General features: G+C 59.9%; 17 protein-coding genes and 2 tRNA genes. 11 read left to right on the plus strand and 8 right to left on the minus strand.

Translation table 11 applies throughout. The annotated features are described in order from the left end of the window. Positions 1 to 44: 44 nt before the first annotated feature. Positions 45 to 521: a hypothetical protein gene (locus ACWAT4_RS37160; protein ID WP_449729400.1), complete on the minus strand. Its 477-nt coding sequence runs from the start codon at positions 519 to 521 to the stop codon at positions 45 to 47. 442 nt (positions 522 to 963) lie between these two features. Between ACWAT4_RS37160 and ACWAT4_RS37165 the strand changes: the two genes are divergently transcribed. Beyond that, complete coding sequence (locus tag ACWAT4_RS37165; RefSeq protein WP_449729401.1) at positions 964 to 1,290, plus strand: hypothetical protein; 327 nt, start codon at positions 964 to 966, stop codon at positions 1,288 to 1,290. Positions 1,291 to 1,420: 130 nt separating this feature from the next. On the opposite strand, the gene ACWAT4_RS37170 is transcribed toward ACWAT4_RS37165, so the two are convergent. The 4 genes from ACWAT4_RS37170 to ACWAT4_RS37185 form a co-directional block, all read right to left on the minus strand. Continuing rightward, on the minus strand, positions 1,421 to 1,627 hold the full coding sequence (locus ACWAT4_RS37170) for a hypothetical protein (protein ID WP_449729402.1): 207 nt from the start codon (positions 1,625 to 1,627) through the stop codon (positions 1,421 to 1,423). Between the two features lie 136 nt (positions 1,628 to 1,763). Continuing rightward, a complete protein-coding gene (locus tag ACWAT4_RS37175; protein ID WP_449729403.1) occupies positions 1,764 to 4,664 on the minus strand; it encodes a DNA methyltransferase in 2,901 nt (966 codons plus the stop codon). A gap of 102 nt (positions 4,665 to 4,766) precedes the next feature. Next, positions 4,767 to 5,678 (minus strand): nucleotidyl transferase AbiEii/AbiGii toxin family protein, encoded by a 912-nt coding sequence (locus ACWAT4_RS37180; protein ID WP_449729404.1) that lies wholly within the window; start codon positions 5,676 to 5,678, stop codon positions 4,767 to 4,769. Then, a complete protein-coding gene (locus ACWAT4_RS37185) occupies positions 5,665 to 6,519 on the minus strand; it encodes a type IV toxin-antitoxin system AbiEi family antitoxin domain-containing protein (RefSeq protein WP_449729405.1) in 855 nt (284 codons plus the stop codon). Before ACWAT4_RS37185 ends, ACWAT4_RS37180 begins: the two co-directional genes overlap by 14 nt. A 168-nt stretch (positions 6,520 to 6,687) precedes the next feature. Between ACWAT4_RS37185 and ACWAT4_RS37190 the strand changes: the two genes are divergently transcribed. From ACWAT4_RS37190 to ACWAT4_RS37200, 3 genes are all read left to right on the plus strand, one after another. Further along, a complete protein-coding gene (locus ACWAT4_RS37190) occupies positions 6,688 to 7,044 on the plus strand; it encodes a hypothetical protein (RefSeq protein ID WP_449729406.1) in 357 nt (118 codons plus the stop codon). Positions 7,045 to 7,226: 182 nt separating this feature from the next. Further along, positions 7,227 to 8,033 (plus strand): S1 family peptidase, encoded by an 807-nt coding sequence (locus ACWAT4_RS37195; RefSeq protein WP_449729407.1) that lies wholly within the window; start codon positions 7,227 to 7,229, stop codon positions 8,031 to 8,033. Further along, complete coding sequence (locus ACWAT4_RS37200; protein WP_449729408.1) at positions 8,020 to 9,231, plus strand: hypothetical protein; 1,212 nt, start codon at positions 8,020 to 8,022, stop codon at positions 9,229 to 9,231. Before ACWAT4_RS37195 ends, ACWAT4_RS37200 begins: the two co-directional genes overlap by 14 nt. A gap of 23 nt (positions 9,232 to 9,254) precedes the next feature. Here ACWAT4_RS37200 and ACWAT4_RS37205 read toward each other — a convergent pair. Continuing rightward, positions 9,255 to 9,331, minus strand: a tRNA-Met gene (locus ACWAT4_RS37205). A gap of 364 nt (positions 9,332 to 9,695) precedes the next feature. Continuing rightward, positions 9,696 to 9,772, minus strand: a tRNA-Met gene (locus ACWAT4_RS37210). Positions 9,773 to 10,081: 309 nt separating this feature from the next. Here ACWAT4_RS37210 and ACWAT4_RS37215 point away from each other — a divergent pair. The 5 genes from ACWAT4_RS37215 to ACWAT4_RS37235 all read left to right on the plus strand — a co-directional run bounded on the left by ACWAT4_RS37215 (position 10,082) and on the right by ACWAT4_RS37235 (position 16,147). Beyond that, positions 10,082 to 11,539 carry a coniferyl aldehyde dehydrogenase gene (locus tag ACWAT4_RS37215; RefSeq protein WP_449729410.1) on the plus strand — a complete coding sequence of 486 codons (1,458 nt, stop codon included), beginning with the start codon at positions 10,082 to 10,084 and terminating at the stop codon, positions 11,537 to 11,539. Between the two features lie 98 nt (positions 11,540 to 11,637). Then, on the plus strand, positions 11,638 to 13,230 hold the full coding sequence (locus tag ACWAT4_RS37220; protein WP_449729411.1) for a GMC family oxidoreductase: 1,593 nt from the start codon (positions 11,638 to 11,640) through the stop codon (positions 13,228 to 13,230). A gap of 332 nt (positions 13,231 to 13,562) precedes the next feature. Then, positions 13,563 to 14,075, plus strand: a complete 513-nt coding sequence (locus ACWAT4_RS37225; RefSeq protein ID WP_212426070.1) for a CvpA family protein — start codon at positions 13,563 to 13,565, stop codon at positions 14,073 to 14,075. 208 nt (positions 14,076 to 14,283) lie between these two features. Then, positions 14,284 to 15,066 (plus strand): SDR family oxidoreductase, encoded by a 783-nt coding sequence (locus ACWAT4_RS37230; RefSeq protein WP_212426069.1) that lies wholly within the window; start codon positions 14,284 to 14,286, stop codon positions 15,064 to 15,066. A 91-nt stretch (positions 15,067 to 15,157) separates the two neighbouring features. Next, the gene (locus ACWAT4_RS37235; RefSeq protein ID WP_449729412.1) at positions 15,158 to 16,147 is read left to right on the plus strand and encodes an NADPH:quinone reductase; all 990 of its coding nucleotides are present in this window, start codon (positions 15,158 to 15,160) and stop codon (positions 16,145 to 16,147) included. 100 nt (positions 16,148 to 16,247) lie between these two features. On the opposite strand, the gene ACWAT4_RS37240 is transcribed toward ACWAT4_RS37235, so the two are convergent. Continuing rightward, complete coding sequence (locus ACWAT4_RS37240) at positions 16,248 to 16,679, minus strand: DUF3775 domain-containing protein (RefSeq protein ID WP_212302657.1); 432 nt, start codon at positions 16,677 to 16,679, stop codon at positions 16,248 to 16,250. Positions 16,680 to 16,875: 196 nt separating this feature from the next. Between ACWAT4_RS37240 and ACWAT4_RS37245 the strand changes: the two genes are divergently transcribed. After that, a complete protein-coding gene (locus ACWAT4_RS37245) occupies positions 16,876 to 17,727 on the plus strand; it encodes an MBL fold metallo-hydrolase (RefSeq protein ID WP_449729413.1) in 852 nt (283 codons plus the stop codon). A gap of 113 nt (positions 17,728 to 17,840) precedes the next feature. Beyond that, positions 17,841 to 18,683, plus strand: a complete 843-nt coding sequence (locus ACWAT4_RS37250) for a fumarylacetoacetate hydrolase family protein (protein ID WP_212302659.1) — start codon at positions 17,841 to 17,843, stop codon at positions 18,681 to 18,683. Positions 18,684 to 18,763: the final 80 nt, after the last annotated feature.

Consider the following 18,763-nt stretch of genomic DNA (forward strand, 5'->3'; position numbering starts at 1 on the left):
AGAGATCGGCAGGGGCGCCTGGCTTGTCTTGGTATCATTTGGACTTAGCTGCTAAACCCTTCCATCCTGCGCGAGCCGCTTCGTCCGCGCGCGGGCTTCTTGGAGGGACGTTTCGGTGTCTTCACCAGTTCCGCCTTGGCTTCGAGCAGTTCAGTGATGACGGTCTCGGGCACAGTGAGGAGGAGCTTGCTTTGTTCCCCGCCGGCGAGGTCCTTCCACTTGAGCCGTGTCTTATAGGGCTTGGCCGGATTGAAGCTCTCGGTTGGCTCGAAGCTCTCGACCCGGAAGGGGATCGCCCGGTTGACCGCGACACTGTCCTCCGCGAACAGGTGCAATTGATGCTCGGTTGCAAACTCCTGCACCGTCTGTTCTGTGAGGACGATATCGCGATTGAGGAGAACAAGGCGAGCCTTGAACTCCTTCTCCGGCTTGAACTCCGGATTCGCTGCCGGGTCGAAGGGCTCGACGAACGCGACCTGTTCAACCAGTACTAGTCTCTTTCCGATGGTGACCACTTTCATAATGACTTCCTTTCCGCATAGGTTGATCGAGGGATCACGCTAGCGAAATGACGTCCCCAACTGGAACCGAAACGATTGGGAATCGAGGCGTAGCAATCGGGAAAGATTCGGAATCGAAATGCGCAATCGGAATCTTCCGGAATATTTTGCAAGGATCGGCAAGGACGACGATGCTCCTGCATACCCTCGTCCTCAGTAAGCGGAATGATCGGGAACGTTCCGCGATGCAGCATTTTATGTTTGATTTACACCTACCAAAAAAAGACAATGGATCTGCTCATTCGGCGCTTTCATTGGCCAAGCGAGCGCAAAGAACGAGGGGGTTACCTATTTTTGGCAGGCGATGAAAAGTGCCGCCTGCGAGGTACTAGCGGTCGCTCCCGTCTCTGAAGTCCCTTCGCGACCGTGAAGGGATATTTCAAACAGCAGCTCGGGAGGAAACATGCAGTCAGAAGCCGCACCTCAAAAGAAGCATGTACAGCTTGCGGACGACATTCTCGAAGGTGCGGAAGCGATTGCCGACTTTCTCTTTCGCGGCACGAGCGATTTTGAGCGCGGCCGCAATCGCCGCAAGGTCTATTATCTTGCTGAGAATAGCCAGCTTCCCTTCTTCAGGCTCGGCGCGATCCTTTGCGTGCGCAAGTCCGTGCTGCTGGACTTCATCGCCGCGCAGGAGATACGCGTCTCACCACCGAGGGGGTATCGTCGCCGGCGAAGGGGTGGACGAGTGGATGGAGAGGAGGATTTTGAGCAAAGGAGCGATAGCTAGGCTTTGCACTGCGATAGCGAACGGCACCCTTAAGCAGCAGATCGAGGCGGAAGACGCCCGCTGGATGAAGCTGAACGGGCGGGTGAAGCTGCCAAGCGCAGGCAGAGGCGACACCCGCAAGTAGCCGCGCCTAACGCGACCGCTCGCGTCTGCGCTCCTCGTCGTCGGCTATGTGTCGGCAGGCTATTTCATGCCATTTATAGCCGTCGAAATACGCGATCTCGCCGCCACCGCCATTGATATAGTAGGCCCAGGCCGCCGCCCGCTCGGCCTCGACACGTTGCGCGGCGTTAGGGCCATTTATCCGCTCGGCTGTTGCTGTCAGAGGCTCCCACATGGGCACTCTCCCGGAGAGGTAATCGCCTGGCGTAACTTACCGCCTCGAACCAGAAGAGCATTCGGAACGAATTGGAATTCTTTGTATTGTCCGAAGATCGCGACCGATATGTCGATGAAGCTCGCTTGGCGTCATCCTACGGCACTATCTTATCTTGGGTGATATAGGGCGCATCATCCCTGATAAAATCTGGCAAGCCAGGGCCCTCGACTCGTTTTCCATTCGCCTCGTCCGCTGCGACCTTCGCATTGAGATTCAGAAGGAATGCCATGGGATCTTCATCTTTTGCCATTCCGTATGCCGCTCGTACCGCCTCGTCGAGAGCGGTGTGCGCCGATTTCAAGGGATGATCGCCCGGCAGCTCCAGTGATCTGTAAAGTTCCCGGAAAGTCAACTTGTGCTTTGCACGAAGCTCATTCCGTAGCGCGCGAAGCGCAACTGCCGCATCAGCCACGCGTTTGACTAATTTTTCATTGGGGGCCTGGGGCCACGGAAAGCTGTCGAAAACTGTATTTGACGTATATCGAAAATCCGACTTGAGCGTCGAACATCGGCCAACAAACCAGGTCCAGTGAATCCCAGACTGGAGGATGCCAAACGAATAATCATCCGAATATGGGAACACCTGCAATGCATCATTTGGATGAATTTGCGGGTCTATGAATTCGAAGATCGGTCGTTTGGTGACACGGCCGCAAACGATATACCGCGGGAGCTTGGAGATGGCTCTCAACATATCGCCGCGCACGCGGAAAAGCTGCCACCACGTTTCGAGCGCCATTGCATGATCTTTGGCCTGCTTGGCCTTTGGGTCGGCGGTGCGCGCCTCCTTGTTCTTTTCGGCCTCTTTATCGGCCGCCTTTTGGCGTGTCGGAAGAACAAGTCGTTTCACTTTATCAAAGAGCTCCGGATAGTCCTGGGCCTCCAATAAGGTTCGCTCTCCGAAGTCGACTACATACCGCGTCGGTTTGGCATCCCGTTCGCCAATAAGATCGTCCGCGATCAAATAGGGAAATAGGACTGCGGCGTACTCCGGGTGCATGGCAATTCGCAGCTTGGCGTCGTGGGGTTTGGCGAGAAAATCTTTGTGCCCGTGGGTTTGGCCCTGAAAACAGCCGCCACGAGCAGCATTTGCTTCGATTCGTTTGGCGCTCGAAACGTCGATCTCGAACGAAAGCGACGGGCCAATCTGATCGAAATCCTCGTGCCTCCAACCGGTAGAGATGTCGTTGCCATCCTGTGTATAGAGGCGCTTCTTTCCCTTCTGTTCGCCTTTGGTCCAGTTGACGATGGAGACGTGCACGACCGCCTCGCCGGGCCAGATCATACTCGAAACGGCTTCGGTTATTGTGCCGCTGTTAGCGACTATGTAGTCGAGGCCTCCCTCGCGGCTGTAGTTCTGGCGGATGGTATTGGTGCCGACCAGGCCCGCTCTCTGTCCTGGTTTGAGATGGTCATGGGTACGACGGAACCAATAGACGCAATAGTCTGCTCTTCCGGGCATCTTCGGATACGCCTTACGTAGTTTGTTGACATAAGGTGCCCCGAATTCCGGAATCATCTTGTTCTTGCTTTGATAAGGCGGATTGCCGACGACTACATCTATCTCCGGCCACGGCTCAAAGAGGGCGTCGCAGCAACGAATATTTTCATCGAGATTGTCGAGCGGCAATGCATCGGCGCCGCCAAGCTCCATGTCATGCTGGTGCAGCCCGAGCGCCTGCATCGCTTCATCGATCGCCAGCTTCTTGGCCAGCATCAGCGTCACTTTGGCGAGCTCGACACCAAAGGGGTCAATATCGAGTCCAAAGAACTGCTTGGGAGAGATGATGCTATATGGGCGCGCTCTGGCGGCAAATTCCTTTGGGATGAGTCCTTGCAGACGGGTTAAGATTCTCAGGTCGAGCCGCGCCAGCTCGCGGAAAGAGACATAGAGGAAGTTTCCACTGCCACATGCCGGATCAAGAACCCTGAAATTCATCAATTCACGGCGAAGCGCAAATAGCTCACTGGTGTTTTTCGCGGCATCGATGCGCGCGCGCCATGGTGCAACAATCGTGGGGCCAACGATCCGCTGAATATCGGCTTCGGACGTAAAATGAGCGCCCAGAGCATGGCGCTCGTCGGCATCCATGCTGTGCTGAAACAACGTGCCAAAGATCGCCGGATTGACCTTGGACCAGTCCTTACTTGCGGCTCCGTCCTCGCCTCCCAGCAACTCAAGTTCCGAGTGCCGGAGGTCAACGGGTTCGATGGAACTAAACAGGCCACCATTGAAGTAGCGGATACCCTTGAAACGGCCGCCGGTCGCCGGGACCGGATTGTTCATTTGACGGAATAGGTCGCCGAAGAGATCGTAGGCACTTTGTTGCCGTTCCAGACAGTCGAGCGCGATCGACTGCACCATCCCTGACGGCATTAAATCGATATCTTCGGCAAACATCGACACCACGGTCTGCAGGACGAACCGTTGAGCCTGCACGCGAGGTATCGGATCGCTAGTGCGACGATGCAGAGACTGGAACAGATCCGCCATTTGATCGGCGGCCTTACGCGATACGGCTTCCCGATCGTTGTTGAATATCGGCTTGCGGTCGTCGGGGAAGAGGAAATTCAGCGCTGTGTAACGCTTGGGTAGCTCCTCAAGTCTGAGAGTATCGATCGGCTCGTCTAGCTGCTTATCGAAGTCGTAGATCCAGAAATCACGAAAGTTGCAGAGAACAACATATCGCGGGCGGTTTGGGACGGCATTGATCCAGTACTCAAAGGCTTGCCGGTAATGGATATGAAGCTTCTCGCCGCCCTTCTTCATCTCCAGCAGAAGACGAGGCTTCCACACAAGGTCGGCAAATTGCGTACCCTTGCCGGAGTTCTTCTTGATCCGAAATTCGAGGGTCGCGCCAGCCTCCTTGTATCCGGCGTGCCCGAATGCCTGGAATAGCCTGTCACAGAAGACCTGAGCTTCGCCCTTTTCGTCCCCCGAAAGTGTCTTTGCGTATTCGACGAACTGATTCAGATTTTCAACGATGATTGACACGTTTTCCTCGCCCTGTCCGCGAAAAGCTAGGCGATTTGAAGCAATTTCGCACGGCAAATCTCGTCGGAGAGCTAAATGGTTTCAAGGGGTCGAAACCGTCCGCTAGGCCGAAAGAACCTTTTCGAGAGCCGCCACGAGTTCAGCGCGTTTCGCGTTCGACAGTTTGTCGAGATTCTGCTGACGCCATTTGATCGCGGGCAGTTCTGCGGCACCCGGAACGTCGATTAACGTCCAGTCGGGCTCGCCGCGTTCGAACGATATGAGGAATTTTCGGTGTGCCGCAGGCATCTTGCCAACGATCTCATCCACGAGGGTTTTCCGTGCGGCAAGCAATTCGTCCTTCGAGACCGGCCTGTCTGTCATACCTTCGAAACCGTGAAGAAACTGGTCGCTGATATCTTTCTGCTTTGAGCCAAGAACTTCGAACATCGGCCGATCATGGCTCAGCAGATAGACGATGAAGGCCTTGCGAAGGTCGTCGGTGATACCTTCGTTTGCGAGCAGGTCACGTATGTCGAACAGGTCGCGCGGATGCTGCCGATCTAACGCGGCAACAATCTTTCCACCATAGAGATCGGCGAAGGAGACGATGCGGGCCTCCGCAAACCCGAACTCTTTCTGGACAGCGGACGTCGAAGGAGCCTGGATTGGCTCAAACACACAGCCACGCAGGACAGGTGTGACTTCGATCTTGATCTGGACGCCCTGCGAGCGAACGACCAGTTTGATAGTGGCATTCTCCTTTTGTGTCTCGTGAACCTGTGCTCCTGGAATGCTCTTCCTGATCTTTGCGGCGATGCGCTTCATTGCATCATCGATATCGGCAAGGGATTCCGGTCGTGGCGCGACGGGAACATAAGTCAGGTCTATGTCTACGGAGAGTCGTGGCATGTTGCGCACAAAGAGATTGATGGCGGTACCGCCCTTCAGGGCAAAGCACTTCTCTTCCGTGACGATCGGTAGGACGCTTAGCAGCAGCGCAACCTGCCTCTTGTAGATGTCAGCGAACGCCATCGAGATCTCCGGGAACGGTTATCTGATAGGTGGGATCGAGAACGCCGCCTCTCACTAGCATGCGCTTGCCGTGACCGAGATCAACGGAGTCCTTCTTGAGGTGCTTGAGCCAAGCGTGCTCATGGCGGTCAGAGAAATAAAAGAAGAGACGCTTGACCTTCACGCTCTCGCAATCGTGCAGGAGCTTTTGGAGACGCTCCGGCCGAAGGTTGGCAAGCCCGCCAAGCAGGGCATCGACCTGTTCGAAGCTTTCGTTGTTGGGCAGTTCGTCGAGCAGCTCGAAGACCGCCCGCTCGGGCGTCGAGAGCGTTAGAGGCCAATCCCATTGCCCCCAGTTTAATTGGATGACGTCGCCGCCACGAAAGGCCGTGACATCAGTCATCTTCCCGGTTTCGACATTCCAGCGGACGCTGCTTATGCCCTTCGCAACGGGATCGTTCTTAAAGAGCCGCCGGTCGTTGTGGTAGACGAACTTGGTTGGCAGCGGCAGCTTATGGACCCACGGCGGTGGCGCTTTCGGTCCATAGAGATGGACGCGGGTGGTCGATTGCGGCAGGTAGTGCGCATAGCCTTGTAGTTCGAGTGCCGTTCGTCCTCCGACGACCAGAGGCGAATAGTTGAGGATCGTCTGAAGCGAGATCACCACCTGTTGCCAGCTCAAGGTCCCGCGCGGTCGGCGGAACACGCTGCGGGTAGGTTGCTCAAGCCAACCTGATTTGACGTACTGATGCTGCAGTTGGGTCGAATAACCTTGGAACTTGAGCCACGCGGCGTCGACGAGCATGCCCTCCGGGAGTACGGTCGCGAGCTGGTTTAGAAGTTTTCCTCTTTGTCTATCCATGATTTATAATATAGCATATTTATAAACCAAAGGCTAGTTTGAAAAAGGCCTCACAAATCAAGCTGTTATTGACAAACCTCAAAATTCCTAAACCGCCAATAAATGGAAGATGCAGCCAAGCGTCCGCCTCTATCAGAGCGGGAATGGCTTACGATAAGTTTCCTCGTCATGAATCAACGCACGCAAGCTTACTTCGATGAACTTGTCAGGCGAGCCGTGACTGCCTCCGCGATCCCGCGCGAACCAGAGCCGCTGGCTCAGCCCAATGCATGTCACGGCAATTGCGAGGAATTCGCCCGGCGTCATACCGGCTATGAAGTCATCCGCGGATGGCTGGTCTTCGGGGGCCATTGGTTCGTACCCCACAGCGTGGTTCGTGAAATCGCCTCGGGCAAGTTGATTGATATAACGCCAGACCCGAACAACAGTGGCGCGATCCCCTTCGTTGAACACAAAGGATCGGAGGACGATTTCGCTATCCTGCGGCAAGGGCGAGATGGCGGCTGGCTTCATATCTCGGCCTGACTTTTCGCGCTGACGTGACACCGGCATCTTATTGCGCAACAGGGATGAGCAGAGCGCCGACATTCATCGAAGCGGACGTGCGATCATCTAGACGCCACCTCGAAGGCTAGAATAGCCTCTTTGCTATGAATGACCCGCACCTGAAGCCATTGCCGGGCACCGCATCCGCTGGGACCTGGCGTATGCACAATGCCGACGACGTAATCGCAGACGGGCGTCTTGCAACATTCGCGATTCTGAAGCGGCCAACACCGACAACGGTTGCCTTGATCGGCACGGGCTTCTACCTGCAACCCAAAGGCGGTTTTGCGACGGCTGCGCATGTTGCCCTGGAAGCCGAACAACAGCTCGCCGAAGCGCCGGACTCGGTTGGTATTGCACACACCCTCCCCAACGGCAAAACCCGGTTTCTTCCGATCTGGAAGTTCTTCATTCATCCAACTGCAGACGTGGCGTTCGGCATTCCGCGCTACGAGTTCGTGGACGACGCCACGGGCGAGGTCCTTCGACCAAAGGTTCTGTCCTTGACATCGCAGGCGCCGGAAACCGGAGCCTCGGTGAGCACCTGGGCATATCCGCTGCATCGGATCATCGATGGTACGGCAGGGCCGTCGGTGCATCTTCAGCCTGATTTTTACAACGGCATACTGGAGGAATATTTCCAGGATCGGGGCCCATCGGCAAAGCTTAGGCCGCCCTATTTTCGGACCAGCATCAATCTCCATGGAGGTTCGAGTGGTGGGCCGGTCTTCAACACGGCCGGCGAAGTCTTTGGCGTGGCATCGTGCAGCTATGATGGAGCGACCGACATCGCCTTCGTGACGCCCGCGAACGCGTTGCTCGATCTCAAGATTCCAGAGCGCATTTCCGACACCGTCACAGGAGGTGCAACCGTAAGCCTGCGTGAACTTGTGACGCGCGGTCGGATCGTGATGGACGCGCGGTCATTGCCGCCCTCGACCAATGGGAAACAGAATGCACGAGAATGACAGGAGCATCCTGACGGCCGCGCTGCGGAAGGCCTCGATTGACTATCAGCATCAGACGCCGAGGCCAACATTAGCTGGTGGCGGCCCGAGCAATCAGATTATGGATGAACTCGAGGCAGCATTCGAGAATTGCGCCACATACAGGGCCGTTGCGGGCAAGGTTCTGTTCAGCGGAGGCTCGGGACCAATCATCGACGCCTACGGTTTGGCATCCAGGTTATTCTCCAAGGGCGTTGAATACGCTGAAGACATCGACGGAGCCGTGGATTGGGTGATCCGTTTGATGACAACGCAGGAAACCACCGGACGGTTCAAAGCCGCTTTCTGGGGCTTGCAAGTCGATCAGGAAGCTTGCTTGTCCACTCGATCTCGCCTGATGCCGTTCGACGCATTGCCGGAATCGTATATGAAGAAACGGATCGTCGAGCGAGCCAGGCGCTGCTATGACGGCTCTCAATGGATGATGCAGAGCTATTTCGACAAACCATCGGCGGCTTTCGTCGAGGATCTGCCGGGATTCCCATATATCCGCACCGACAACGCGGCGTTCCTGAAGATGAACGAGATGGTCTGGAAGGTCGAGACACTTTCCGTGTTGGCGCAAGCATCGGCTGTTGGTCATCCTATTGCCGTCGCCTGCTGGTTTGAGTATGCGGACACCGAACTTGAATGGGCGGAATGGGAAAATAGCCTCACTTGGCTGCTCCCTGAGATCCATCCCGCTGTCAAACGCACGGTCTCGACCGATATCGCTGTGCTGAACACGAACATCGGACGCTATGCGACGCTTGCCGAGGATTACCGCGCGCGCATTTTTCGATCGATGGAACGCTTCAGGCTCAGCCAGTCTCGTCAGCAACCTATAGATCGCGTTCTCGATCTCGCGCTCGCCTTCGAGATTGCCCTGAGTGATCAGGGTGACAATGCTCCCCCGAGCTGGAAAGTAAGCGTCCGTTCGGCGCAGTTGATCGGCGGCCCACTTGCCACGCGCCAGCAGAACAGGGATGGCATGGCCGTCCTTTACGACCTTCGCAACCAAGCAACACATGGCGGCTCGTTGAAGGCGAAGAACAAGAAGCCGGTCGATGAGGTCCTTGAAGAATGCTTCGCGCTATACGTCACTGTCGTGAACAAGCTGCTCAGCCTTGGTTCAAAACCAGATTGGAAGTCGATCGAACTGGAGCCGAGCAACGGGTAGGCGTCCAAAGGGTCTTGTGATTTTGGTTGCGGGAGCCGGATTTGAACCAGCGACCTCAAGGTTATGAGCCTTGCGAGCTACCAGGCTGCTCCATCCCGCGGCCTGAAGAGGCGACCGGTATGCTCGCAACATCTTAAAGTTGCAAGATAATTATTTGTCTCTCCTAGGCGAGAGCGAAAATTCTCTGAAATAAGAAGCGAGCTAGTCGCGTCAATGGCTCGATCTGAAGCTTCAGATCCTGGCCAACACGCGAGGAATTTTACGAGAACGCTGCACCGGATTTTGTGCCGCTTTGTGCCAGTTTTGTGCCGTGGAGTATTTCGAACTGTTTGGGAATCCGAGCTGGAATAGGCCTAACCCATTGTCAAACAATGGTTTCCCTCGGGAAGGTTTGGGAATGCCTTGTAAGGCATGAAAAAGCCCGCCAGAGGCGGGCTAATTCATTGATCCAACTAAGGAAAAGTTGGTTGCGGGGATAGGATTTGAACCTATGACCTTCAGGTTATGAGCCTGACGAGCTACCGGGCTGCTCCACCCCGCGTTAAACCGTTGCGCGCCTTCGCAGATCAGCCGGGGACGGTGGATTGAGGCCGACGCTGCTCGCGTGGCTTGCTTCTCCCGTCCCGAAGGCTTCCCTGGAAGGCAACCCCGGGCAAAGCCCGTTGGGTGCGGGGGGTATGTACCAACCCGGGCCGGCTTTGGAAAGGGCTGCGGGGACGTTTTTTTCGACTTTATGACAGCTCTCGGGCGCGGATTCCGGCCGGTTTGCCCTGCACTTGCCAGAAGTTCCACAAAGCGCCAGCTTGCGGCAACAAAACAGCGGCGAAACGCCGATTTGGGGAGGAGCGCCATGGAAACTTCCTTGGACAAGACTTTGGACCGCCCCCTCGCGACCGCCCCGCTCGCGGCGCTGACGGACAATTTCCAGGCCATGACGGCGCGCTCGCGGGCCGAGCCGGCGCCTGATTGCGCCACGCGGCTCGACCGGCTGGCGCGATTGCGCGCCGTGGTCGCCGATAACGAGGAGCGGTTCCGCCAGGCGATCTCGGCCGATTTCGGCCACCGCTCGGCGGTCGAGACCACCATTGCCGAGGCGATGATGGTGTTCTCCGAGATCCGGCACGCCACGAAACACCTGAAGAGCTGGATGGCGCCGCAGCGCGTAGCGACGGCGCTGCAGTTCCTGCCTGCGCGCAACCGGCTGATGCCGCAGCCGCTCGGCGTCGTCGGCATCATCGCGCCCTGGAATTATCCGCTGCAGCTGACGCTCGCCCCGGCGATCGGCGCGCTCGCCGCCGGCAACCGCGTCATCATCAAGCCGAGCGAGCTTGTGCCGCATTTCTCCGCGCTGTTGAAGGAGACGGTCGCGCAAAGATTCGACACCACCGAGTTGCTCGTCACCGGTGTCGAGGACGAGGTCGCAAAGGGGTTCGCGCACCTGCCGTTCGATCACCTCGTCTTCACCGGCTCGACCCGGGTCGGACGGCTGGTGGCGGAAGCGGCGGGGCGCAATCTCACGCCTGTGACGCTCGAGCTCGGCGGCAAGTCACCGGCGATCGTCGATGTCTCCGCCGATCTCGACGAAGCGGCCGAGCGCATCGCCTATGGAAAGCTGCTCAATGCCGGGCAGACCTGCATTGCGCCGGATTACGTGCTGGTGCCCGAGCCTGCGCTGCAGGCCTTCGCCGAAAAGGTCCGCGCGCAGATGCGGCGCATGTTCGGCACCGATCCCGCCAACAAGGACTACACCTCGATCATTTCCGACCGACACTATGCGCGGCTCGAAGCGCTGGTCGCGGATGCCGCGCAGCGCGGCGCAAAGATCCTGCAACCGGCGAAAGCCGACGATCCCAACTGGAAGGCTCACCGCAAATTCCCGGCGACACTGATCCTCGGTGCGACCGAAGAGATGGCGGCGATGCGGGAGGAGATTTTCGGTCCCGTGCTGCCGGTGCTGGGCACTCGCGATCCCGCCGATGCGATCGCCTTCATCAATCGCCGCGACCGGCCGCTGGCGCTGTACTGGTTCGGCAAGGACAGCAACGCGCGCGACGAGGTGCTGGCGCGCACCGTCTCCGGCGGCGTCACCATCAACGACTGCCTGTTTCACTTCGCGCAAATCAACCAGCCGATGGGCGGCGTCGGCGCCTCCGGCACCGGCGCCTATCACGGCGAATGGGGTTTTAGGACGTTCAGCAAGCTGAAGCCGGTGTTCTATCGCTCGAAGTTCAACCGCCTCGCCGATCTCTATCCGCCCTATGGCGGCAAGATCGCGCGGCTGGAGAAGATGATGCGGTTCATGTCGTAGGGACGGTCGTTCCGGGGCGCGTAGCGAACCCGGAACCTCGAGATTCCGGTTCGCGCTCCGCGCGCCCCGGAATGACGAAGGAAATGGGGGAAACATCAGTGACTGACACATTCGATTTCGTCGTCGTGGGCGCGGGCTCCGGCGGGTGCGCGGTGGCGGGGCGACTGTCGGCGGATGCGGCGACATCGGTGGCGCTGCTCGATGCCGGCGGCAAGAACGACAGCTGGCGGATCACCACACCATTCGGGCTCGCGCTGCCCTACAGCGCGGCCAACTGGGCCTTCGAGACCGTGCCGCAGAAAGGATTGAACGGCCGTATCGGCTATCAACCGCGCGGCAAGGGCCTCGGTGGCTCCTCCGCAATCAACGCCATGGTCTATATCCGCGGCCACAAATCGGACTACGACCATTGGGCTGCACTTGGCAATGCAGGCTGGTCGTATGCAGACGTGCTGCCCTATTTCAAGCGCTCGGAGAACAATTCCGATTTCGACGGCGAGTATCACGGCAAGGACGGCCCGCTCCATGTCAACAGGCTGCGCTCGGACAATCCGATCCATGACATCTTCCATCAGGCCGCGCGCGAGGCGCAATTCCGCATCCGCGAGGACTTCAACGGCGAGGATCACGAAGGGCTCGGCAGCTACCAGGTGACGCAGCACAAGGGCGAGCGCTGGAGCGCGGCACGCGCCTACCTGCAGCCTCACATGGACAAGCGCGCGAATCTGCGCGTCGAGACCGGGGCGCATGCCACGAAAATCCTGTTCGAAAGCGGGCGCGCGGTCGGAATCGAATATGTGCAGGGCAAGCAGACGAAGCAGCTGCGCGCCCGCCGCGAGGTGATCCTCGCCGGCGGCGCGTTCCAATCACCGCAGCTATTGATGCTGTCGGGCATCGGCGATGGCGAGGCGCTCCGCGCACATGGCATCGGCGTCACACATCACCTGCCGGGCGTCGGGCGCAATCTGCAGGACCATCCGGACTTCGTGTTCGTCTACGCCTCCGACTATCCGCATTTCGTTCACTCGTCGATCGGCCGCTTGCCATCTCTGCTCCGCGCCATCCAGCGCTACCGCCGGGAGCGACGTGGCCTGATGACCACCAATTTCGCCGAGTGCGGCGGTTTCCTGAAGACCCGGCCCGATCTCGATGTGCCCGACATTCAGCTGCACTTCATCATCGCGATGCTCGACGACCACGGCCGCAAGAAGCACAAGGAGGCCGGCTTCTCTTGCCACGTCTGCCTGCTCAGGCCGAAAAGCCGCGGCAGCGTCTGGCTCAGAAGCGCCGATCCGCTCGCGGCGCCGATGATCGATCCGAACTTTCTGGGCGAGGCGGAGGATCTCGAGACGATGGTCGCGGGCTTCAAGACCACGCGACAGCTGATGGAGACGCCCGCGATGCGCGCGTTGCAGAAGAAGGACATGTTCACGTCCGACGTGCGCACGGACGACGACATCCGCGCCATCCTGCGCAGTCGCGTCGACACCGTCTATCACCCCGTCGGCACCTGCAAGATGGGCACGGATGCGATGGCCGTGGTCGGTCCGACATTGAAAGTGCACGGTGTGCATGGCCTGCGTGTCGTCGACGCCTCGATCATGCCGACGCTGATCGGAGGGAACACCAATGCGCCGACCATCATGATCGGGGAGAAGGCAGCGGATATGATCCGGGCGGAGGTGCGGTAGCACAAAGGTGCCGCGCCGTTCTCTGCTGTCGTCCCGGACAAGCGAAGCGCAGATCCGCGACCTATACCCCCCGGGAGCAATTGCGGCGAACTGGTCACCACGAGTCGTCGCCAAACCACGCGCGCGCTTTGGGCGCGCTTGTCCGGGACGACGGCGGAACTCAACCCGACGACAACCTCAACCCCGAAGATGGTTTCTTTATTGACGTCGACTAGGCCTTGGACGAACACACCCCCCAGCCTCTGGAGCCAAGAAAAATACAGACGATTTTAGCGATCTGAAACCGGAACGATCGGTTCAGCGTTCATTCGTTCCACGGCAGGGTTTCGCTCATGAACAGTTTTGATCTCGCGGTCTATGCCGCGCTCGCGATTGCGATGGGATTCGGTTTCAGGACCGGCCTGCTCGGCAGCGCCATGACCATCCTCGCTTATCTCCTCGCCGCCCCCATCGCGGTCGCGCTGATGCCGCTGATCGTGCCGCAGGTCGCCGGCAACCCGAACGCGCCGCTAATCCAGAACTGGATCTGGTTCTTCGGCATCTTCCTGGTGGTCGGCATGTTGTTCGGACATCTCGGCCGCCTCGCGCTGAGCGATACGATCCGCGATGCCGGGATCGGCGACCGCCTTGGTGGCGCCGCGCTCGGCGCCATCAGGGTCGGCCTCGTCGCCACCACGCTGGTGCTGGTGTTCGATCAGATCGTCCCGGCCAACCGCCAGCCGCCCTTCCTCGCCGGCTCGCATCTGCGCCCGCTGTTCTCTGCGGTCGGGCAGATGGGTTTCAAGTCGCTGCCACCGGAGGCCGCTGAGGCGATCGACCGCCTCAAGCAGGAGCGGCGCATCTGAAGCGCGGCGGGATCGCGCTTTTTTCTACTGTTTGGGCATGATCTTTTCGGAAAACCGCTGCACACTTTTCCGGATCATGCCCGCACATTTGCATCGCCGCGCGAACGCGCATGCATTTTGACGCGGGCATCTCCCTTATCAGGGCCGCCCAGGTTGGCTAAAGTGCCGGCCGTCCAAAAGCCTGCCTGCAATTTTCGGGAGTGAAACAGTGGATCTTGGGATCAAAGGTCGCCGCGCCATCGTCTGCGCATCCAGCAAGGGCCTCGGGCGCGCTTGCGCCATCTCGCTGGCCGAAGCCGGCGTTGACGTCACGCTGACCGCGCGCGGCGCCGATGCGCTGAAGAAGACGGCCGACGAAATCCGGAAGGCCTATCCGAGCGTGAAAGTCACCGAGATCGTCGGCGACATCACGACCCCAGCCGGCCGCGAAGCCGTGCTCAAGGCCTGCCCCGAGCCGGACATTCTCATCAACAATGCCGGCGGCCCGCCGCCCGGTGATTTCCGCAACTGGACCCGCGACGACTGGATCAAGGCGATCGACGCCAACATGCTGACGCCGATCGAGCTGATCAAGGCGACCGTGGACGGCATGATGGCGCGCAAATTCGGCCGCATCGTCAACATCACCTCGGCCGCGGTGAAAGCGCCGATCGACATTCTCGGCCTCTCCAACGGCGCCCGCGCCGGCCTCACCGGCTTCATCGCCGGCCTGTCGCGCAAGACCGTGATCAACAACGTCACGATCAACGGCCTCTTGCCGGGCCCATTCGAGACCGATCGCCTGACCGGCACCGCGAAGGCCGAGGCCGACAAGCGCGGCACGACGCCCGAGCAGATTTTGTCCGAGCGCGCCAAGCTCAACCCAGCCGGCCGCTTCGGCCAGCCCGACGAGTTCGGTTACGCCTGCGCCTTCCTCTGCGGCGCCAAGGCCGGCTTCATTACCGGGCAGAACATCCTGCTCGATGGTGGCGCGTTCCCGGGAACGCTGTGAGAGCGATGGGGCTCATCACCTCTCCCAAGGGAGAGGTGGATTCCCAATGCCGTGTCCGCTTGCCCAAACTACAACTCGGAAAGCAGTCCAGATGAGAGCGGTCTGGTACGAGCGGACAGGACCGGCGGCGGACGTTCTCGCCTATGGTGAGATGGCGACGCCGGCCGCGGGCCCGGGCGACGTTCGCATTCGCCTGGAAGCCTCCGGCGTCAACCCGGCCGATGTCGGCCGGCGCGGCGGCTCCTATCGCGCGATGGACTATCCGCGCGTCATTCCGAACAGTGACGGCGCGGGCTTTGTCGATCGGGTCGGTGACGGCGTGACACGCTTCAAGGTGGGCGACCGGGTCTGGCTGTTCAACGGCCAGCGCAACGGCCGGGCCTTCGGCACCGCGGCGGAATATATTGCGCTCGCCGCGCAGCTGGTGACACCGCTGCCGGATCATCTCTCCTTTGCGGAAGGCGCCACGCTCGGCATTCCAGCGATGACCGCGTGGTGCAGCCTGTTTGCGGATGGGCCGATCGTGCGCAAGACCATACTTGTCATCGGCGGCGCCGGCGCGGTCGGGCACTATGCCGTGCAACTGGCAAAGTGGGGCGGCGCGCAGGTGATCGCGACCGTCAGCTCGGCACTGAAGGGCGAGCAGGCGCGGCGCGCGGGCGCGGATCTCGTGGTCAATTACAAAGATGAGGACGTCGTTGCGAAAGCAATGGCCTTCACCGGCGGACGCGGTGTGGACCGCGTGGTCGATGTCGATTTCGGCGGCAATATCGCCACGACGCTGAAGCTGATGGCGGCCAATTCGACCATCGCAGTGTACGCCACCAACGGCAACCGCACACCGACGTTGCCGATGCGCGAGCTGATGGAAAAGTGTATCACGCTGCGCGCGCTGGTGCTGTTCGCTCTGCCGCCGGCGCTGCTTACGGCAGCGCAGGCCGACATTTCGAAATGGCTGGCGGCGGGGCCGCGGATTCACAACGTCGCGGCGCAATTCGCGCTGTCGGACACGGCGCAGGCGCATCTCGCCGTCGAGAAGGGCGACAAGCTCGGCACTGTGATCGTCGACTGCGCGCGGTGAGTGCTGAGCTGGTGTCTTTGCCACGACAAAGGCGCGCTCCATCTCCCGCTCGGGGGAGGTGCACCGAGACTGCGGCTCCATCGACTTGATCTAGCACGCTTTAAGCGACCGGCGTGGTGCGCTCGCCGCTCCAGTCGATGCCGAGCTCGTCCATGCCGTCGGCCAGCAGGTCACCCAGCATCGGCTCACCCAGCAGATATTGCACCGCCTCGCGGCGGGGCGCCTTGTATTCGGCACGGGCCTCGACGGCGCGGGCACGCAGATCGTCCCACTCGTCCACATCGCCATCGCCGCGGCCTAGCCACATCAGCGTGACCAGATCGAGTTGCTCGTCCTCATTCAACGCCCCGATGAAGCCTGCAAGCTCGGCTGCAACCGGATCGGAATTGGAATCCTCCAGCACATCGATCTCGTCGTCATCGGATGGGTTGGAGCCTGAATCCGGATCGGAGCCGGATTCCTTGACATCGAATTCGCGCGCCTTCTCGATGATGAAGGCGACCTTGTCGGCAGAAATCGCAAGCTCTGGCATGGGCTCCCCCTGTTCGTCGTTCGGGTTGGTCCGGGTTCCCTCGATAACGCGGCATCACGACAGATGATCCATTGCGCTTCATGACGGAAAGTGCGCATCTTTCGTCGCCAATGATCCCCGTCATTCCGGAGCGCGACGACGTCACGAACCCGGAACGACGGTGAGGGCACAAGCAAAGAAAATGGGGGCTCGCCCGATGCAGTGGAAGGTCGGCAAGGTCAAAATCACCAAAGTGGTGGAGTTGGAGACGGTCGGCTCGACCCGCTTTATCCTGCCTTTGGCGAGCAACGACGAGATCCGGAAGTTGCCCTGGCTGATCCCGCATTTCGCCACCGACGAGGGTCGGCTGAAAATGTCGATCCATTCACTGGTGGTGGAGACGCCGTCGCGCCGGATCGTGGTCGATACCGGCCTCGGCAACGACAAGCAGGGCCGCAACGTCCCGACCTGGAATAACCGCAACACGCTGTTCCCCGAGATGATGGCGGCGGCGGGCTTCGCGCCCGACAGCATCGACACTGTGCTGTGCACGCATCTTCATGTCGACCATGTCGGCTGGAATACGAAGCTTGTCGGCGGCAAATGGGTGCCGACCTTCCCCAGGGCGCGCTACGTGTTCGGCCGCACTGAATACGAGCATTGGCGCGATCATTCGACCGAGCCGGACAAGCAGGCGGTCTTTGACGATTCCGTGAAGCCGATCATCGATGCCGACCGTGCTGATCTGATCCCGAGCGATCACCGGCTCAGCGATGAGATCAGCATGATCCCGACGCCCGGCCACAGCCCCGGCCATATGAGCATCCTGATCCAGTCGGACGGCGAACAGGGACTGCTGACCGGTGACGTCGCCCATCACCCCTGCCAGATGGCGCATCTCGACTGGTCCTCCACCGCGGATTCCGACCAGGCCCAGTCGGCCGCGACGCGCGACGCACTGTTCGGCCGGTTTGCCGACACGCCGACGCTGGTGATTGGCGGGCATTTCTCGGCCGGCCACATCCGCCGGGAGGGCGATGCGTTCAGGTTTGTGGCGCTGCAATCGTAGGCTCACCTGAATCGGGGGACTGCAATGCGCCCCATTTTCGGCGGTTGAATTTCCCGCCGCCCTGTTCCATGAAGCTATTTAACCGATCAGTCCATCCCAAGGGAGAAACGAGAATGAAGCTTGTCCGTTACGGCGAAAAGGGTGCGGAAAAACCCGGCCTGATCGACAAATCAGGCCAGTTGCGTGACCTATCTGCGCATCTGAAAGACCTGACCGGCGAGGCCTATTCGCCGGAATCCCTGAAGAAGCTCGCCGCGATCGATCCGGCCTCGCTCCCCGCAGTCTCCGGCAAGCCGCGGTTCGGCGCGCCCGTCACCGGCATCTCGAAATTCGTCGCGATCGGCCTCAATTACAGCGACCACGCCAAGGAGACCGGCGCCGCGATTCCGACCGAGCCGATCATCTTCATGAAGGCGAACACCTCGCTCTCCGGCCCGAACGATAATGTCGAGAAGCCGCGCGGCTCGACGAAGCTCGACTGGGAGGTCGAGATCGCCGCGATCATCGGCACCCGCGCCAAGTACGTCTCGGAGGCCGATGCGCTGAACTACGTCGCCGGCTATTGCGTCTGCAACGACGTCTCCGAGCGCGCCTTCCAGATCGAGCGCCTGGGTCAGTGGACCAAGGGCAAGTCGCACGACACGTTCGGGCCGGTCGGCCCGTGGCTCGCCACCAAGGACGAGATCAAGGACGTGCAGAACCTGTCGATGTGGCTCGACGTCAACGGCCAGCGCCGCCAGACCGGCTCGACCAAGACCATGATCTTCTCGATGGCCAAGTGCGTCTCCTATGTCTCGCAGTTCATGACCCTGCTGCCGGGTGACATCATCACGACAGGCACCCCGCCCGGCGTCGGCCTCGGCATGAAGCCGCCGACCTTCCTCAATGTCGGCGACGTCATCACGCTCGGCATCGAAGGCCTCGGCGAGCAGCGCCAGGAGATCGTTGCGGCGTAAGGTCGGGCACGCTCGTCACGCCCACCGTCGTCGTGCCCGGGCTTGTCCCGGGCATCCACGTCTCACAGTCTCGCCACGCG

It is taken from the genome of Bradyrhizobium sp. T-1 (genome assembly GCF_053592855.1).

Bases quoted from the DNA above. Each gene is read 5' to 3' on its own strand.
- ACWAT4_RS37165 (WP_449729401.1), top strand. From the start codon at position 964: ATGCAGTCAGAAGCCGCACCTCAAAAGAAGCATGTACAGCTTGCGGAC.
- ACWAT4_RS37160 (WP_449729400.1), bottom strand. From the start codon at position 521: ATGAAAGTGGTCACCATCGGAAAGAGACTAGTACTGGTTGAACAGGTC.
- ACWAT4_RS37190 (WP_449729406.1), top strand. From the start codon at position 6,688: ATGAATCAACGCACGCAAGCTTACTTCGATGAACTTGTCAGGCGAGCC.
- ACWAT4_RS37195 (WP_449729407.1), top strand. From the start codon at position 7,227: ATGCACAATGCCGACGACGTAATCGCAGACGGGCGTCTTGCAACATTC.
- ACWAT4_RS37215 (WP_449729410.1), top strand. From the start codon at position 10,082: ATGGAAACTTCCTTGGACAAGACTTTGGACCGCCCCCTCGCGACCGCC.
- ACWAT4_RS37245 (WP_449729413.1), top strand. From the start codon at position 16,876: ATGCAGTGGAAGGTCGGCAAGGTCAAAATCACCAAAGTGGTGGAGTTG.
- ACWAT4_RS37240 (WP_212302657.1), bottom strand. From the start codon at position 16,679: ATGCCAGAGCTTGCGATTTCTGCCGACAAGGTCGCCTTCATCATCGAG.
- ACWAT4_RS37200 (WP_449729408.1), top strand. From the start codon at position 8,020: ATGCACGAGAATGACAGGAGCATCCTGACGGCCGCGCTGCGGAAGGCC.
- ACWAT4_RS37170 (WP_449729402.1), bottom strand. From the start codon at position 1,627: ATGTGGGAGCCTCTGACAGCAACAGCCGAGCGGATAAATGGCCCTAAC.
- ACWAT4_RS37225 (WP_212426070.1), top strand. From the start codon at position 13,563: ATGAACAGTTTTGATCTCGCGGTCTATGCCGCGCTCGCGATTGCGATG.
- ACWAT4_RS37235 (WP_449729412.1), top strand. From the start codon at position 15,158: ATGAGAGCGGTCTGGTACGAGCGGACAGGACCGGCGGCGGACGTTCTC.
- ACWAT4_RS37180 (WP_449729404.1), bottom strand. From the start codon at position 5,678: ATGGCGTTCGCTGACATCTACAAGAGGCAGGTTGCGCTGCTGCTAAGC.
- ACWAT4_RS37185 (WP_449729405.1), bottom strand. From the start codon at position 6,519: ATGGATAGACAAAGAGGAAAACTTCTAAACCAGCTCGCGACCGTACTC.
- ACWAT4_RS37250 (WP_212302659.1), top strand. From the start codon at position 17,841: ATGAAGCTTGTCCGTTACGGCGAAAAGGGTGCGGAAAAACCCGGCCTG.